This window comes from Endozoicomonas sp. 4G, from assembly GCF_023822025.1.
GTDB lineage: Bacteria > Pseudomonadota > Gammaproteobacteria > Pseudomonadales > Endozoicomonadaceae > Endozoicomonas_A.
In genome coordinates, this window is sequence record NZ_CP082909.1 from 5,877,383 (window position 1) to 5,893,918 (window position 16,536).

Sequence of the window (16,536 nt, forward strand, 5' to 3'; positions counted from 1 at the left end):
GAGACCCTTACATCAGATTCATCATAGATGCTTTACCCGACGAATGACTTCTTCCTGCTTACCTTTTATGAAGGGCCGGCTGTCAGGCTGGCCCAGATAGCCACAGACTCTGCGGGTCACAGACATTCTTGCGGAATTCCTGTTTTTGCATTGAGGACACTCAAAACCACGGGCTGTAGCGTGAAACTCGCCTTCATAATTGCAGCTATAACAGACGTCGTTGGGCGTGTTTGTACCGTAGTAAGGCACTTTGTCGTAGGTGTAGTCCCAGACGCTTTCCAAGGCTTTCAGATTGTGGATCATGTTGGGGTACTCACCGTAACAGATAAAACCACCGCTGGCGTAAGCCGGATAGTCCATTTCGAAGTCGATCTTGTCGTAGGGCGTGACTTTCTTTTCAACATCCAGGTGGAAAGAGTTGGTGTAATAGCCTTTGTCGGTAACGCCTGCAATCACACCAAACTCTTTACGATCCAATCGGCAGAAACGGTCGCACAGGCTTTCGCTGGGTGTGGAGTAAAGGCTGAAGCCATAGCCGGTCTCTGCTTTCCATTGGCTGACGGCTTTATCAAGGTATTGGACGATATTCAGACCTTTCTGACGAAGTACTTCACAGTCGTAGATATCACCCTGATGATAGAGCGCATGAATCGTTTCGTGGATGCCAATATAACCCAGGGAGATAGACGCCCTGCCGTTTTTGAATATTTCACTGACATTGTCTTCCGGGTTCAGCCTGACACCACAGGCGCCTTCTACATAGAGAATCGGGGCCACCCTGGCTTTGACGTTATCCAGTCGCTGGATACGGGTCATCAGGGCTTCTTTAGCCAGCATCAGGCGTTGATCCAGTCGGTTGAAAAAGTCCGCTTCATTGTCGCTTTCGATAGCAATGCGGGGAAGGTTCAGAGACACCACGCCCAGATTATTTCTGCCGTCATGAACGAGTTGTCCGTTTTCTTCATAAGTGCTCAGGAATGAACGACAGCCCATAGGTGTTTTAAAACTGCCCGTAACGTCAACCAGCTGGTCATAGTTGACAATATCCGGGTACATACGCTTGCTGGAACACTCCAGGGCTAACTGCTTGATGTCATAATTGGGATCGTCTTTAGCGAAGTTGACGCCTTTACGGATAGCAAAGACCAGTTTTGGGAAGACCGGTGTTTTGCCGTTGCGGCCAAGGCCCCTTATCCGATTTTTGAGAATGGACTTCTGAACCAGTCTTTCCTGCCAGCTGGTGCCCAGACCAAAGCCGAAGGTGACAAAGGGCGTTTGTCCGTTGGCGGTGTGCAGAGTATTAACTTCATACTCCAGCGCCTGATAGGCGTCAAAACAGTCTTTTTCGGTCCTCTCCATGGCATAAGCTTCGGCTTTTGCCTTGTCATCAATCCAGCGCAGGCCTTCTTCAAGGTGTTTCTCGAACGTCTTGGTGACATAAGGCCCGTGGATACGGTCAATTTCATTAATACTGGTGCCGCCGTATATATGACTGGAAACCTGGGCAATGATCTGGGCTGTGATGGCGGTTGCCGTGGTGATGGATTTAGGCGTTTCAATTTCGGCGTTCCCCATCCGAAAACCGTTGGTCATCATGCCTTCGATGTCGATCAGCATGCAGTTGAACATGGGGAAGAAAGGTGAGTAATCCAGATCGTGATAATGCAACTCCCCCCGCTCATGGGCTGCCGTTATGTGTTTTGGCAGAATGTGCTGCTTGGCGTAGTGCCGGGCGACAACACCGGCCAGCAGATCTCTTTGAGTGGGGATGATCTTGCTGTCTTTATTGGCGTTTTCATTGAGCAGTTGTTCGTTGTCCTGATTGATGATGCTCATGATTTCCCGGCTCAGGGCATTGCTGGATTCGAAAGATTCTGCAAAAGCTGCATCGCTGATCTGGTCATCATTCAAGGCACTGGCTACGGCTCTGGCAATACGAGGTGTATCAAATGGCTGTCGAGAGCCATCGCGCTTGATGATGTCGGTCATCCGGTATAACTCCGAAAAACAGAAATAAGTGAGGTGGGGCTGCCTTTTGATCTCATCAGGTGGTGGTGTTGGCAGCAGGAAAGCACAATATATAGTGTTGTCTTGACGCCTATTATCCGTGAAGACCGATAGTTTTCGATGTTAATTATCAAGTAAATACGAGTTGTACTTCAGATCTTTAGTTTTTCTGCGGGCTGCAGGCTGGCCTGATGGTGAGCTGATCATCTTGGATTAGCTGAACTGATCTACTATGATTGCCAGCCTTTCTATACGGATCAGCTTCGGATAATTCCATGAGTCCCTACACCTCTCCTATTTCTGAACTTCTCGGCCTGGGCTACTGCGACTGGCAGGACTGGACGGATTACAGCCGTTTTGAATTTAATGAGTCGCATGTCCCGGAGCTACTGAAGCTGGCTCAGGACTGGACCTTATTTGATCATGACGATGCCGATATCATCTGGTCTCCCGTTCATGCCTGGAGGGTTCTCGGTATTCTACAGGCAAAAGAGGCGGTAGAGCCTCTGCTGGAGCTGTTCTACAAGGAGGATGAACACTTTGTGATAGCCGAGTATCTGCCTTCTGCGGTCGGCCGTCTTGGCGCAGTGGCTACTGATCGCCTTTGGAGCATTGCCAGCAATGTCGAGGAAAATGAAGATGCCCGGGATCTCGCCATAGAGGCTTTGCGCTGGAATGTCACTTATCACGAAGTGGATCGTGAAAAAACAGTGGCGGGCTTTCAGCAGCTTCTGGAAGACAGGGAAGATGATGAAACCTATCTGAATACGGCCCTGGTCAGTGCCCTGACGGATCTGCGCGGTAAAGAGTCGGCTAACGCCATTCGCGAGGCGTTTGAGCGCGGCAAAGTGGATCGTGAGGTTCAAGGTGATATTGAAGACGTGGAGATTGAGCTGGGTTTGAGAGAAACCCGCTCCTTTATTCCTGACTGGCGTTTTGACCAGACCCAGAGGGAAATGTTGGAAACGATACTGTCTGAGTACGGCCAGATGTCCTATCAGGAAGTGGAAGGTTTTCTGTTTGGTATCTGGGGCTCGCCTCAGCAGGTTCCACCTAACCGCTGGCTTAAAAAAATCTTTGGTGAAGCACCGGCTTTTACCGATGAACAGCAGGAAAAAGACGCTCATCGTATAGTGTTTAATCTTTACGGCACCATTGAGCGCACTATTGAGATGGGACTGGATATTATTCCTGAAGACTGTCTGTCAGAAACACCAGAAGATGAACGGTTCCCGAATCTTCAAAAGTGGTCCAAAGGTTTTGGTGAAGCCAATGTCATGCTGGTGAACTTCTGGGAAGAAGTCTTCCAGCATAAGGCCATGAAAGAGTTGGAAGAATCCTGGACGGCCTGCACTATTCTCCTGAGCGTCTGGTCTAACCCTGAACAGCTGTTGGAGAAAGCTAAAAATCCGGGGGGGCCGAACATTGAGAAGATGCTCTCTGCCGTGCCTTCTGTGGCAAGAGAACTGGCTTCCCTTGGCTTGGGAATAAGTACCCGCTGGGATGCTATTATGGACACGCCCGATCCGGTTTCTGTGACCAAAATTGGTCGCAATGACCCTTGTCCCTGTGGCAGTGGTAAGAAATATAAAAAGTGCTGTGGCGCTTGATCCAGTCGAATTCCTTTGAGACTCCCGGAGCAGTTGCCCCTCGTTCCCACGCTCTGCGTGGGAATGCATACGGCGAATACTAAAGTAATCCTGCCTATAAGATAGAAGACTTTGGATTAATATCCGCAATGTCTAAAGGGTATTTGCGAATAGTGAAAAATATTGTTTGTACAATATTTATTCAAATTGATTCAGGTCAATTATTCACCTATTAACAAAAAATACTCTTACCCCCGAATTGTATAATTATTGGGGTGAGATGCATGGATATTCTCATAGTCATACCTGTCGTAGCCTTGGTTGTTTACGGCATTGTCAAAAACTTCAGTGCTTCTGCAACATTAGCCATCGCGGGTATGGTACTGCTCGGTGCCGCAGCCTGGCTGGGTATTTCAGATATTCTTCCTGCCGATAAAACCACCGGTTTTGCACCGTTTGACCTGTTCGAACTTATGAATGGTGTATTCAGTATGCGAATGGCGAGCCTGGGCCTGACCATTATGGCCTGTGGCGGTTTTGCTTCTTACATGTCCCATATTGGCGCTTCTGAAGCATTGGTGAAACTGGCGGTTAAGCCCATTCGCGGCTTCAAGTCTCCTTATCTGGTGCTGTCGCTGGTCTACCTGGTGTGTGTCGTTCTTCAGATGTTTGTGACTTCAGCCACCGGTCTGGGCTTATTGTTGATGGTGACACTCTATCCGGTGTTGCGAAACATTGGCCTGAGTCCTGCCTCAGCGGCTGCTGTCTGTGCCTCGCCCGCTGCTTTTGAGATTGGTGTGACCCAGGTTAATGCTAACTTTGCAGCCAGTCAGGCGGGCATGGATATCGCCGAATATTTCCTCGGTTATCAAGCCTGGGTGACCATTCCCATGGCATTGATGACGGCTGCCCTGCACTTCTTCTGGCAGCGCCGTTGTGATCTTAAAGCCGGTTACATTGCGGCTGACCATGTCGGCGCTACTGACGACGGTGAAAGTGATGAGGAAGAGAAGCCGCAAGCTCCGGTTATTTATGCCCTGCTGCCTATGATTCCTTTTGTTCTGCTGCTGGTTTTTCCAACATTAGTCGCGGGGTTCTCCATCCTTTTGCGAAGCAATAGGGTGGAGGGGGATAGCGAGCAAGGCGCTAGCCTTGCCCTTGGGACGCAACATAATTCTTGACGGTATCGATATTTGCACCACCTGTACTGCTCACAAAATAAGACCTCGACCATAAAACGGGCTTTGTATAAAACCTCGACAACTGTTCACCGAACTCTTTTCGTAAGATCCGGCTTGTTCCCGTCTTCAAAGCATTAACAAAATCCGACAGTGCAGCAGTTGGCGGCAGCTCTATCAATAAATGAACATGATCACAGTTGTCCGACTCACACTCTATCAACTCCCCTCCCCACGCCTCGCAACGCACTTTTGCCATTTCTTTAAAGCGTTTAACCATTGCATCAGACAATACTTTGCGCCGGTACTTGGTAACAAGAACCAAATGGTATGAAAGTGCATAAGTGCAGTGATTTAGAGTTTTAATACTTGATTTAGTCATAGTAACCAATTGTATAATAGAGATATGGAACTACGCAAAGCAACTTACAAGCTATATCCCACAAAGCAGCAGGCCGAAGCCCTGAATCACGCTTTGCGGTTGCATTGTGAGTTTTATAATGCAGCACTTCAGGAGCGAATAGAGGCATACCGGAAGTGCCGTATATCCATTAAGAACAAAGACCAGCAACCGCAGATCAAGGTGATTCGTGAAGAAATACCGGAGTTTGCGACACTCAATTACAGCAGCCTTCAGGTCACTCTAAGACGACTGGATAAAGCTTTCTCAGCCTTCTTTCGTCGTGTCAACTCAGGTGAAAAAGAACCAGGGTTCCCCCGCTTCAAATCCCACAAGCGTTATCCGGGCATCGGCTTTAGCTCGCACGGTGATGGTTGGCGGTTCACTCCTGGAGAGGATTGGAAGCACGGACGATTGAGACTGACGGGTGTTGGTCACATACGTTGTCGCGGCAAAGCCAGAGTTGCAGGCAAGATTAAAAACATGGAGCTTTTGCATCGTCGGGGAGAGTGGCTTATCAGCCTCACGATGGAATGCAATGGTGTATTAAGAGAACCGACTAGCGGTAAGGCTTGCGGCCTTGACTGGGGAGTAAACAAGCTTCTCAGCGTTGCAACAGAATCCGACGGTTATCAGGTTGATAATCCCCGTTGGTTTCAGCAGGAAAGAGAAAAATTAAAGGCTCTGAAGCAAGCGGTTAGCAGAAAGAAAAAAGGCTCAAACCGATGGAAGAAAGCCTGCAAGAAGCTGTCCACTCATCACCGGAAAGCAGCTAACCGGCGCAACCATGAACATCATCAATTATCGGCTCAAGTAGCCTCGCAATACGCTCTTGTGGCGACTGAGAAATTGCAGGTCAAGAATATGACCGGCAGTGCAAAAGGTACCTCAGAGAAGCCCGGGAAAAACGTAAAACAGAAAGCAGGTTTAAACCGTGAGATTTTAGACACTGCGCCAGCGACCTTGCTGGCTATGATCGCCTACAAAGTGAAGGAAACTGGTGGGCTATTCATAGAGACACCGACAAGGAAACTTAAACCCTCGCAGCGTTGCCCTGTATGCTGGTCAGTGAAGAAAAAGACACTGAAAGAACGGGTGCATCAATGCGAAGTCTGTGGTTGCAATGAAAATCGGGATATTGCCGCCGCACGGGTTAATTTAATCTGGGCGTTAAATGAGTTGGGGTCGGAAACCGGCCTACACAGAGCTTGCTCTGTAAAACCACCACCAAATCTTTAGAATTGGTGGTGGTAGTTTATACACTACTGTCCGTTCTTCTTCTGCACCACCCGCTGCCAGATACATTTTTTGCAAGAACTCGATCTGCTTTTGCTTTTGCTTCACCATTATCCCAAATAGCTTTGGCAAACGTTCCTGATTCCCCTCCGCCAACGTGAAATTTACATGATTTATCCCTTTGGCGATATTACGCATATCTACAAGATTAGAAGCAATTTGCTCAGCAAATGCCTCGGCACATGCATCGCCATCTTGTTCTGCTTCTGCCCGCTTGATAGCATCAATAGCCCAGTCTTTGACTTTAACTTGAATAATCAACGAATCACCATTTTCACCCCTTTCTACCGACGGGAAATTATAGGGTATCGGATTAAACGCCTGGGGATGAGGTGTCTCAGAGTCCGTTGCTTCCGTGGTTTTAGCTGCAGAGCTTTTCATATCTTCATCAGCACAGCATGACGTACCAGAAGGTGGAGAAGTAGAGTTCCCGGAGTCACAGGTTCGGCAGAACAGCTCTTTGCCGCACTTCTCGCAGGTAAAGGGCTGTGCCAGCACTTTTGCGCTAAGTAACAAAACAAATAAGGGAAGCCATCTTGATTGATGAATAAAATAATGATGCATATCCCAATTCGCCCTTAATAAAAAAACGAATATGAGCATAGACTAAAATTTTGCACTGCAAGCCAGCAAAATTCGTAGAGAAAGGCGAGCTCAGCCCAACCCGATGATACGACAGCTCGTTCAGGAGATGATGGTGACTTCCATTAGCATGAACCTGGTAGCCGCTATGCTGATCAGCGTTTTCACCGGCATGTTATTCGAACTGATTCGTAAGAAAAACGTCAAGGAAGCCCTGTTTGGCTTTGATAAATTCCTGGCGGGAATGGGAGCGGTCTTCGGTCCTGTTGTCGGTCTGATTATCGGTGCTGAAGTCTTCGCTATGGGTCTCAAACAGATTGGTGCTATCGACTCTCTGTTGGGCTCTGCCCAAGGGCTGGGCATTGGTGCGGCCTTTATGGCTGTTTTCATGGCCGTATTGATCGCCATCTCCTCCTCCATCATGATGGGTTCTGGCAACGGGATATTATTGAGGTCCCGTTTTTGTTGGTATGGGGCTACTATTCTCTGAGTTCACGTCAATGCAGTAATGAAAGAAGGACTGACTTGAATATACAATAGGGTGAACTTGCTCAGATTTTCTATCATCTGGCTTGCTGTTTAAAACAAGGCATATTCTTTAAATGTATACAGACTATCAGGCAGGCTACCTGGCACACTGGCTCACCCTCGAAGGCAAAGCAGAAGAAACACTGACTCAGGCCATTGCCAGTGCCAAGGTTGATATGAACCCGCATCAGGTTCAGGCGGCTCTGTTTGCTCTTGAGTCGCCCCTGTCACAGGGTGTGATTCTGGCAGATGAAGTAGGGCTCGGTAAAACCATAGAAGCCAGTCTTGTTCTGAGTCAGAACTGGGCTGAACACAGACGCAAACTATTGCTTATAGTACCAGCCACCCTCCGAAAGCAATGGAGTCAGGAGCTGGAAGAAAAGTTCTCTCTGCCCTCCATCATCCTGGAAGCCAGAAATTTTAATCAGGCCCGCAAGCAAGGTGTTGGCAATCCGTTTGATGCAGAAACAGCTTTTAAAGCACCGGCTATCATTATTTGCTCCTATGAATTTGCAGCACGAAAGGAGCAAGAGCTGGGTATGGTTCCATGGGATCTGGTGGTTTTCGACGAAGCCCACAAACTCCGTAATATCTACAAGAAATCAGGAGCTGTGACAGCTAAAAAGCTTAATAGTGCATTGCAAGGTTGCCCAAAAGTATTGCTGTCAGCGACACCGTTGCAGAATAACCTGGAAGAACTGTATGGTCTTGTATCGGTGGTTGATCCACACTTTTTTGGCGGTCTCGAAGCCTTCAAATCCCGATATTGTAAGGCCAAATTATCCGATGTAGAACTCTCCCTTTTGCGCAGTCGCCTGGCAAAGGTTTGTCATCGAACATTACGCAGGCAGGTTCAGGAAGAAGGAGGTATTAATTTTACCCGGCGATATTCCATGACCGAAGATTTTCGCCCCTCAGGTCAGGAGCTTGATTTCTATAGGCAGTTCTCATCTTACCTGCAAGATCCGGAGACTCTAGCGATAAAAAGAGGGGCCCGCCACTTGGTAACGCTGGTGATACGGAAGATTTTGGCTTCTTCCAGTTTTGCAATTCAGGGCACACTGGAAAATATGATTACACGCTTAGAAGAAAAGGCATCGCTTTCAGCGGCTTTGAGAGATTTTGATCCCTATGATGACCTTGTGGATGAAACAGGTGAAAGCGATGCTGAGTTCGAGGTAGAAGCATTTAAGGCTGAAATCGATAAACTCAAGGACTTCAAATCCCTGGCTGCCAGTATCAGTACAAATGCCAAAGCGGACGCTCTGGTGGGGGTACTGGACAGGGCTTTTGATATGGCAGAGCGCCTCGGAGGACTGCGAAAGGCTGTTGTCTTCACTGAGTCAGTAAGAACTCAGCAGTGGTTGCTTGAGCTTTTATCCACTGAAGGTTATCAGGATAAAATTGTCCTGCTCAATGGCAGTAACAGTGACCCGGCCTCCAAAGTCATTTATGAAGAATGGTTGAAAAAGCATAAGTGCTCCTCGAAAGTTTCAGGTTCAAAAACAGCAGATATGAAGGCTGCTCTGGTGGATAAGTTTCGGGATGACGCCACTTTAATGATCTGTACAGAAGCGGGAGCAGAAGGTATAAACCTGCAGTTTTGTTCTCTGTTGATCAATTATGACCTGCCTTGGAATCCTCAACGTGTGGAGCAGCGTATTGGTCGTGTACACCGTTATGGTCAGAAGCACGATGTAGTGATTGTTAATTTTATCAACAAGGGTAATCGTGCTGACCAGAAAGTGTTCGAGCTACTTAACCGAAAATTCAAGCTGTTTGAGGGTGTCTTTGGGGCATCGGATGAAATTCTGGGATCTATCGAGTCCGGGGTGGATGTAGAGCGTCGTATTCATGAGATCTACCAACAATGCCGGTCTGATGAAGAAATCGATAAAGCTTTTCAGCGTCTGAATGAAGAAAAAAGCGAGCAGATTGAGCAGAGGTTTCAGGATACCCGCCGCTCATTGCTGGAACGTTTTGATGCAGACGTGGTTAAACAGCTCAATATGACTCGTGAAAAAACCACAGAGCAGCTTTCTAAGTACCAGAAGCGTTTGCTCAAGTTTGCCAGAATGGCCCTACCTGATGCTGATTTTGACCATGAGGTCAGCGACCACCGGTTTGCTTACCGCGGCCAATGTTACGATGTTCACTGGGAAACAGCCGATGAAACCGATGCGCAGTTCTTCCGTCCCCATGATGGGCTGGGTCATCAATTGATCGAGCGACATCAGTTGTCGATGAAGCAGCAGAGTTCAATTCCTGAGGTAGAGTTCACCTATCAACCTCAGGGGGAAGGGCAATTTTCTGATTTGCAACCCTTTATCGGAATGTCGGGCGAACTCGTGATTGACCTTCTCAGTTTTAACATGAAAAACCACCGTATCGAATATCTGGTGGCGGCGGGTTTAACCGATACTGGTCAGGTTCTGAAACCGCAAACCATTGATAGGTTATTGCTTCAGCCAGGTCATGAGACAGGTCGTGTTGTCTCTCTTGCACAGACTGAAATACTGGAAACCAGTCTGCTACAGGAAGAGCAGTTTTACGAAGAGCGGACTAACCGGTATTTGGAACATTATTATGAAGAAGAAACGGAAAAGCTTGAGCGCTGGGCTGAAGATCGAAGATTGGCACTGGATATAAAAACCCGTCAACTGGACTCTGAAATAAAAGAGATGCGTAAGAGCATCAGGCAATTGCCCACTCTGGCCGAAAAGCGGGATGGCCAGCGGGCACTTAAGAAACTGGAGAGAGAAAGAGATAGTGCCCTGCTCAATTACCATGAAGAAAAGAAAAAAATTGAGCTAAAAGAGGATCGTCTGCTGGATGACATTGATGAAAAATTGAAGATGACGAAAAGCAGACAACGGCTTTTTGCAATGAAATGGACTCTGACCGGAGGAGAGCGATAAATGGATCGTGAAAAGCTGGTGCGAGAACTGCTCTATCAGATTCGTCTGGGAGAAGACTCCAACTATGAGTTCAAAGAAGTCATGGTAAAGGGGAAAAAGATTACAGGCCCTTTGCAAAAAGATCTTGCCGATGAGATCGCTGCCTTTGCCAATGCCAGAGGAGGCATTATCCTGCTTGGAGTCGATGACAAAGATCGCAAGGTAACCGGTATTGATAAGCCTATGGTTGACAGCGTTCAGGGGATGATTACCCGTGCTTGTCATGACAATATTGTGCCGCCTATCAACCCTTATACCCGGCTGGTTGAGTTGCCCGATGAAACAGGCAACCAGAAAGTGGTTGTTTATATCAAGGTGGATAAAAGTCTCTTTGTTCATAACAGCAATGGTCGCTACTATCATCGAGCTAACGAGTCCAAAAAAGAGATGGCTCCTGACTATCTGGCCCGACTGATGATGCAACGCAGTCAGGCAAGAATGATCTGGTTTGATGAACAGGCTGTGCCTGGCAGTGTAGAAGCCGACCTGGATCAGATTCTGGCAGGTCGCTTTCTTCGAGGTGATCAGCCAAAAAGCATCCAGTTCAGAAAGCTTAAACTGCTGGTGCAGGATGATGATGACAATACTTGTCTGAGTATTGCCGGTGCCTTGATGGCGACCCGCTCTCCCCAGCTTTGGTTACCTGACGCCTATATTCAGGCTATCTGTTATTCTGGTGAGCACCGGGATGCAGATGACCAGCTGGACGCTCAGGATATTACCGGCTCATTGGACGAACAGGTCATACAGGCGTTGAATTTTGTTGAGCGCAATATGAAAACCTCGGCCACAAAAACCATTGGCAGGAAAGATGTCCCCCAGTACAGGCTCAAGGCTATTTTTGAAGCACTGGTCAATGCTGTGGCCCACCGGGACTATGCGATTTATGGCAGCAAAATACGACTGCATATGTTTACCGACCGGCTGATTATCTCTTCACCGGGTGCTCTGGTGAACACTTTGGAAGTCGGTGATCTGGAGCTGCGACAGGCAGCACGAAACCAGCTGATCACAACCCTGTTAGCCCGCTGTCCGGTGAGCAATCAGACTGTCGAGCGAGCAATGATGATGGATAAGCGTGGTGAAGGTGTGCCTGTGATTTTGCATGAATCCGAGAGCCTTTCGGGCCGCTTGCCGGAGTACGTGATGGTGGGTGAAGAGTTGCAGTTGACGGTATTTGCGGCTAAACCAAAATCTGCTTGATGCATTAGTTAGCGATAAATGGAGACTCACGGTGATTGACAGCAACGAATGGATAGAGTGCAATCCCGAAATTATGAGAGGTAAGCCCTGTATTAAGGGAACACGGATCACCGTTAAACTATCCTCGAAATTCTGAGTGCCGGTATGAACTTCGCTGAGATCATCTCTGATTTTCCCAGCCTTGATGAGGTCAAGATCAAGCGGCTCTCTGTTATGCGCCTAACTACACCTGACTCAGTTTCAGCTTAATCGGTGAAAGGGCTGAACCCAATGAATCCAAGATACAAATGATGAGCAAAAAGCAAAAACTGGAGCTGACCTGGATCGGCAAGGAAAAACGCCCTCGACTGGAACCCCGTATTCTGCTGGAAGATACCAGCCTGTCCTACAAGGCTTGTTCTGCATCAGCACCAGTGACCGATCTGTTTGCCGAACAGGAAGCTGAAAAGCAAACGACATTTGACGACAACCTGCTGATCCAGGGTGATAACCTGCTGGCGCTCAAGGCGCTGGAGCAGAGGTATGCGGGTAAGGTGAAGTGCGTGTTCATTGATCCGCCTTACAATACGGGCAGTGCCTTTACTCATTATGATGATGGTCTGGAGCACTCAATGTGGTTGTCGCTGATGCGAGACCGGCTGGAAGTGATTCGAACCCTGCTTTCCGAAGATGGTTCTTTGTGGATTACCATTGATGATAATGAAGCGCATTATTTGAAAGTGATGTGTGATGAGATTTTTGGTAGACAGAACTTCGTTGCCAACATTATTTGGTAAAAGAAATATGCTGTCGCTAATGATCATAAAACCATTGCTCCTATGCACGATCATGTATTGGTTTATCGGAAGTCTGGGCTATGGCAAAGAAATCTTTTACCAAGGCCTGAGGGAAAGGATAAGCAGTATAGGTTTGAAGATGAGAAAGGGGTTTTTCGTACATCAGATTATACATGCAATAAATCAGCTGAAGAGCGACCTAACCTCTATTATCCGATTATTCATCCCACAACGGGTGAAGAGGTTTGGCCAAGTAAAACAAGGGCTTGGGCGTACTCAAAAGAAGAACACTTGCGTCATATGAATGAAGGTTTTATTTACTGGGGGAAGAATGGAACAGCGAAAATACCTTCGTTTAAAAGATATAAGCATCTTTTGAAAAATACCGGAATTGTACCTCAGACGTTGTGGACGCATGAATTTGCTGGTCACACAGATGGAGCACGTAAAGAGGTCAGAAAGTTACTTGAAAGCACATCTATAACAAATGACTTTGTAACGCCAAAGCCAGAAACATTAATACGGCAGGTATTGAAAGTAGCCTCAAACCCCGGTGATCTGATCGTCGACTCCTTCGCTGGCTCCGGCACTACTGGTGCAGTCGCCCATAAAATGGGTCGCCGCTGGATTATGGTGGAGCTGGGCGATCACTGCGAAACTCACATTGTTCCTCGAATGAGAAAAGTGATTGAAGGAGAAGATCAGGGTGGTATTTCCAAGTCGGTCAACTGGCAGGGTGGCGGTGGCTACCGCTACTTCCGGCTGGCACCTTCACTGTTGAAAAAAGACAACAGGGGCAACTGGGTTATCAACAAGACTTATAACGCAGAAATGCTGTCTGAAGCCATGTGCAAACATATGGGTTTTATCTATGCACCTAGCCAGCAACACTACTGGATGCAAGGGTACAGTACTGAGAGCGACTTTGTTTATGTGACCACCGGTAGTTTGAGTCATGAACAGCTTCGGGTGATCAGTGATGAAGTCGGTGAGCATCGCAGTCTGTTGATCTGCTGCAAAGCATTTATGGCCGATGCGGAGCAGTTCCCAAACCTGACGATACGGAAGATTCCCCAAGCCATTTTGAACAAATGTGAGAGGGATCACGATGACTACAGCTTTTCACTGAACGTACTGCCGGAAGATGAAGAAGAGCACGACATTGAGCAGGATTCGCTGTAAAGGGATGTTGAAGCATGAAAACCGATGCCGTAAAAACTGTTAACCAAATAGCTGCCCGGCTCTCACTGCGTGAGCCTCAACGAGAATCTCTGAAGATACTGGCCAATGTTCTGGATCAGATGAAGCTGGCTAAAGACCCTGATCTTGATCGCTGGTTGCAGGTGGTGCAAAGCCAGTACCCTTCCGTGAAAAAGTTCGAGCGAGCCTTTCCATCACTCTGCTTTGCTTTGGCGACAGGCGTTGGTAAAACCCGGCTTATGGGAGCGATGATCGCATGGCTCTACTTGACAGGTAAAAGTCGTCACTTTTTTGTGTTGGCTCCCAATCTCACTATTTACGAAAAACTCAAAACTGATTTTACCTTGGGCAGCGCCAAGTATGTGTTCGCCGGTATACCCGAGCTGGCTCAGACGCCACCTGTGGTCATTACGGGCGAAGATTATGAAGATGGTCGTGGGGTTCGCCTGGACTATGCCGTCCCTCAAACATTAACGGCCGATCTGCTGGCCTACGAAACGGCTCCCCACATTAATGTTTTTAATATCTCCAAGATTAACGCCAAGGAAAATAAGAAAGGGGCGGCTAAATCCAAAGAAGCTAAAGTTAGACGGCTTCAGGAGTGTATTGGTGAGTCCTATTTTGATTATCTGGCGAGTTTGCCCGATCTGGTCGTCTTTATGGATGAAGCTCATCGATATTATGCCAGCGCCGGGGCAAAGGCTATTAATGACCTTAGGCCCGTATTGGGAATAGAGCTGACAGCTACACCAAAAACCACCGGGGCGCGACCTCGTGACTTTAGTAATATTGTTTATCATTATCCACTGGCTCGGGCATTGGATGATGGCTACGTAAAAATACCGGCAGTGGCAACCCGAAGAGATTTTAGAATCTCTGACTACAGTCTGGAACAGCTGGAAAAAATCAAACTGGAGGATGGCGTTCATCACCATGAGTACGTCAAGGCAGAGCTGGAAATCTATGCCCGTAGTACCGAAAACAGGCCGATAAAGCCTTTCATGCTGATAGTGGCTCAGGATACTCAACATGCTGCACTGCTGAAAGCAACGGTGGAATCCCTGTTTGATGGTCGTTATCAAAACAAAGTGATTGAGATACATTCCAACCAGAGCGGCGAAGAGTCGGATGTCGCCATGCAGCGATTATTGGCTGTAGAACGTGACAAAGACACTGAGATTGTTATTCATGTCAACAAGTTGAAGGAGGGCTGGGATGTTACTAATCTCTACACTATTGTGCCGCTCAGGGCTTCTGCCTCGGAGATTCTGACAGAGCAGACTATTGGCCGGGGCTTACGTCTCCCTTATAACAAAAGAACGGGTGTTGAATCTGTAGATCGTCTTACTATTATTGCCCATGATCGCTACCAGGATGTTATCGATCGGGCCAACGATGACGAGTCGATCATTCGAAGAACGGTTTATATCGGTGATGATGACGAATCAGACGTACCGGAACGTAAACCAAAGGTGTTACACACTCCCTCTTGGGCGGAAATGATCACTACTGGCCGACAGGCTACTCAGAATGATCGGGAAATAAAAGAGCCTGCTGGTCAGTACGCAGTGCCGCAAAAAAACAGTGAGCAGGTCAGGGTAGCAGATATTGCCCTTGAAACCATCCAGAAGGAAGCTGCCCGTCTCTCTTCGTCCAGACAGCTCGATACTCCTGAAGTGAGGGAAAAAGTGCTTGAACAAGTACAAAGAGTAGTGAAACAGAATGCTCCCCTTCAGGCCACTCTGGAAGGATTGGAAACCTCAAATGAGCTGGATGAAAAAGAGGTTACAGGCATTGTAAATGAGGTGGCCTCCAAGGTTATTGAGTTTACAATCGATATTCCCCAGATCACGGTTTTGCCCACACGTGAAGTGGATTACGGTTTCAGTCATTTTCATTTGACCGGACTAGACAAGATCAATTTTCAACCTGTTAGCCGCGAGATTCTCCTTCAGCATCTCGAGGATAATAAAACTTCAGTGATTCAGTGGGTGGATGAGGCAGCCAGAGAAGAGCATCTGGAAAACTATATTGTCCGCAGCTTAATGAGTATGGATGCTATTGATTATGATGAGCACTCGGAGCTTTTGTATCAATTAGCTCAGGAGATGGTTGACCACCTCAGAGGTTATCTGTGTGGCGATCATGCAGATCCCCATAGCGAAAAGAAAATCGAAAATGTTCTGATATTCTGGCAAAAGCCGATTTGTGACTTCATCTGGGCCCAGATGCAAGAGAATACCTGGAAAACGCCTACGGATTACATAGGTAACGTAACTCAGGGCTTTGAAATTCTGAGACCCCTCACCTTTTCCATTGCGGCTGACGAGCAACCCAGAGACTTTCGAGCACCGGTAGCAAATAAGCAGAAAGTGAAGCAGATGGTTTTCACTGGTTTTTCTCGCTGCTGCTATCCCTTTCAAAAGTTTGACTCGGTTGAGGGTGAGCTGCGTTTGGCCCAGATTCTTGAATCAGACAAAGATGTGATCCGATGGATGAAGCCCGCAACCGGACAGTTCAGAATTGAATATATCAATGGCAGAAACTACGAACCCGACTTTGTCGTGGAGATTAGTGATGCTTATCTGATGATAGAGCCTAAGCAGACAAAGCTGCTTGAACTGGATGAGGTGAAACTCAAAGCTAATGCGGCTGTGCGCTGGTGTGGTTTTGCCAATGAACATGCGAAGGAACATGGCACAAAACCATGGTTTTATCTGTTAATACCTCACGATGCTATTGAGCTCAATCGAAGTGTGGCGACCCTAAAAACTGAGTTTGAATACAAACCCTGAACTGTGTTTTGAATAACGCATTTTC

12 protein-coding genes are annotated in these 16,536 nt (G+C 47.6%); 9 read left to right on the top strand and 3 right to left on the bottom strand.

The window, feature by feature from the left end; genetic code table 11:
- Nucleotides 1-21 precede the first annotated feature (21 nt).
- The gene (nrdD, locus tag K7B67_RS23360) at nt 22-1,989 is read right to left on the bottom strand and encodes an anaerobic ribonucleoside-triphosphate reductase (RefSeq protein ID WP_252178242.1); all 1,968 of its coding nucleotides are present in this window, start codon (nt 1,987-1,989) and stop codon (nt 22-24) included.
- A 293-nt stretch (nt 1,990-2,282) separates the two neighbouring features.
- On the opposite strand from nrdD, the gene K7B67_RS23365 reads away from it, so the two are divergent.
- Together K7B67_RS23365 and dcuC are read left to right on the top strand one after the other, a co-directional pair.
- Nucleotides 2,283-3,617 carry a UPF0149 family protein gene (locus K7B67_RS23365; protein ID WP_252178243.1) on the top strand — a complete coding sequence of 445 codons (1,335 nt, stop codon included), beginning with the start codon at nt 2,283-2,285 and terminating at the stop codon, nt 3,615-3,617.
- 263 nt (nt 3,618-3,880) lie between these two features.
- Nucleotides 3,881-4,777: a C4-dicarboxylate transporter DcuC gene (gene dcuC / locus K7B67_RS23370; protein ID WP_252178244.1), complete on the top strand. Its 897-nt coding sequence runs from the start codon at nt 3,881-3,883 to the stop codon at nt 4,775-4,777.
- On the opposite strand, the gene tnpA is transcribed toward dcuC, so the two are convergent.
- Nucleotides 4,743-5,156 (bottom strand): IS200/IS605 family transposase, encoded by a 414-nt coding sequence (gene tnpA, locus K7B67_RS23375; RefSeq protein WP_252178245.1) that lies wholly within the window; start codon nt 5,154-5,156, stop codon nt 4,743-4,745. The genes dcuC and tnpA overlap by 35 nt on opposite strands.
- A 24-nt stretch (nt 5,157-5,180) precedes the next feature.
- Here tnpA and K7B67_RS23380 point away from each other — a divergent pair, with 24 nt between their 5' ends.
- On the top strand, nt 5,181-6,413 hold the full coding sequence (locus tag K7B67_RS23380; protein WP_252178246.1) for a transposase: 1,233 nt from the start codon (nt 5,181-5,183) through the stop codon (nt 6,411-6,413).
- Here the strand turns inward: K7B67_RS23380 and K7B67_RS23385 are convergent.
- Nucleotides 6,372-7,034 carry a hypothetical protein gene (locus K7B67_RS23385; RefSeq protein WP_252178247.1) on the bottom strand — a complete coding sequence of 221 codons (663 nt, stop codon included), beginning with the start codon at nt 7,032-7,034 and terminating at the stop codon, nt 6,372-6,374. The two genes, K7B67_RS23380 and K7B67_RS23385, sit on opposite strands and share 42 nt — an antisense overlap.
- Nucleotides 7,035-7,137: 103 nt before the next feature.
- Between K7B67_RS23385 and K7B67_RS23390 the strand changes: the two genes are divergently transcribed.
- The 6 genes from K7B67_RS23390 to K7B67_RS23415 all read left to right on the top strand — a co-directional run bounded on the left by K7B67_RS23390 (nt 7,138) and on the right by K7B67_RS23415 (nt 16,511).
- A complete protein-coding gene (locus tag K7B67_RS23390; RefSeq protein ID WP_252178248.1) occupies nt 7,138-7,542 on the top strand; it encodes a hypothetical protein in 405 nt (134 codons plus the stop codon).
- Between the two features lie 112 nt (nt 7,543-7,654).
- On the top strand, nt 7,655-10,498 hold the full coding sequence (locus tag K7B67_RS23395) for an SNF2-related protein (protein ID WP_252178249.1): 2,844 nt from the start codon (nt 7,655-7,657) through the stop codon (nt 10,496-10,498).
- A complete protein-coding gene (locus tag K7B67_RS23400; protein WP_252178250.1) occupies nt 10,499-11,740 on the top strand; it encodes an RNA-binding domain-containing protein in 1,242 nt (413 codons plus the stop codon). It begins immediately after the preceding gene.
- A 287-nt stretch (nt 11,741-12,027) separates the two neighbouring features.
- Nucleotides 12,028-12,516, top strand: a complete 489-nt coding sequence (locus K7B67_RS23405; protein WP_252178251.1) for a site-specific DNA-methyltransferase — start codon at nt 12,028-12,030, stop codon at nt 12,514-12,516.
- A gap of 33 nt (nt 12,517-12,549) precedes the next feature.
- Entirely contained in the window at nt 12,550-13,698 is a 1,149-nt protein-coding gene (locus K7B67_RS23410; RefSeq protein ID WP_256484887.1) for a site-specific DNA-methyltransferase, read from the top strand.
- A gap of 14 nt (nt 13,699-13,712) precedes the next feature.
- A complete protein-coding gene (locus K7B67_RS23415; RefSeq protein WP_252178253.1) occupies nt 13,713-16,511 on the top strand; it encodes a DEAD/DEAH box helicase family protein in 2,799 nt (932 codons plus the stop codon).
- The last annotated feature ends 25 nt before the right edge of the window (nt 16,512-16,536 follow it).

Coding starts and splice junctions, on each gene's coding strand:
- K7B67_RS23400 (WP_252178250.1), top strand. CDS start 10,499: ATGGATCGTGAAAAGCTGGTGCGAGAACTGCTCTATCAGATTCGTCTG.
- tnpA (WP_252178245.1), bottom strand. CDS start 5,156: ATGACTAAATCAAGTATTAAAACTCTAAATCACTGCACTTATGCACTT.
- K7B67_RS23365 (WP_252178243.1), top strand. CDS start 2,283: ATGAGTCCCTACACCTCTCCTATTTCTGAACTTCTCGGCCTGGGCTAC.
- nrdD (WP_252178242.1), bottom strand. CDS start 1,989: ATGACCGACATCATCAAGCGCGATGGCTCTCGACAGCCATTTGATACA.
- K7B67_RS23385 (WP_252178247.1), bottom strand. CDS start 7,034: ATGCATCATTATTTTATTCATCAATCAAGATGGCTTCCCTTATTTGTT.
- dcuC (WP_252178244.1), top strand. CDS start 3,881: ATGGATATTCTCATAGTCATACCTGTCGTAGCCTTGGTTGTTTACGGC.
- K7B67_RS23415 (WP_252178253.1), top strand. CDS start 13,713: ATGAAAACCGATGCCGTAAAAACTGTTAACCAAATAGCTGCCCGGCTC.
- K7B67_RS23380 (WP_252178246.1), top strand. CDS start 5,181: ATGGAACTACGCAAAGCAACTTACAAGCTATATCCCACAAAGCAGCAG.
- K7B67_RS23395 (WP_252178249.1), top strand. CDS start 7,655: ATGTATACAGACTATCAGGCAGGCTACCTGGCACACTGGCTCACCCTC.
- K7B67_RS23405 (WP_252178251.1), top strand. CDS start 12,028: ATGATGAGCAAAAAGCAAAAACTGGAGCTGACCTGGATCGGCAAGGAA.
- K7B67_RS23390 (WP_252178248.1), top strand. CDS start 7,138: ATGATACGACAGCTCGTTCAGGAGATGATGGTGACTTCCATTAGCATG.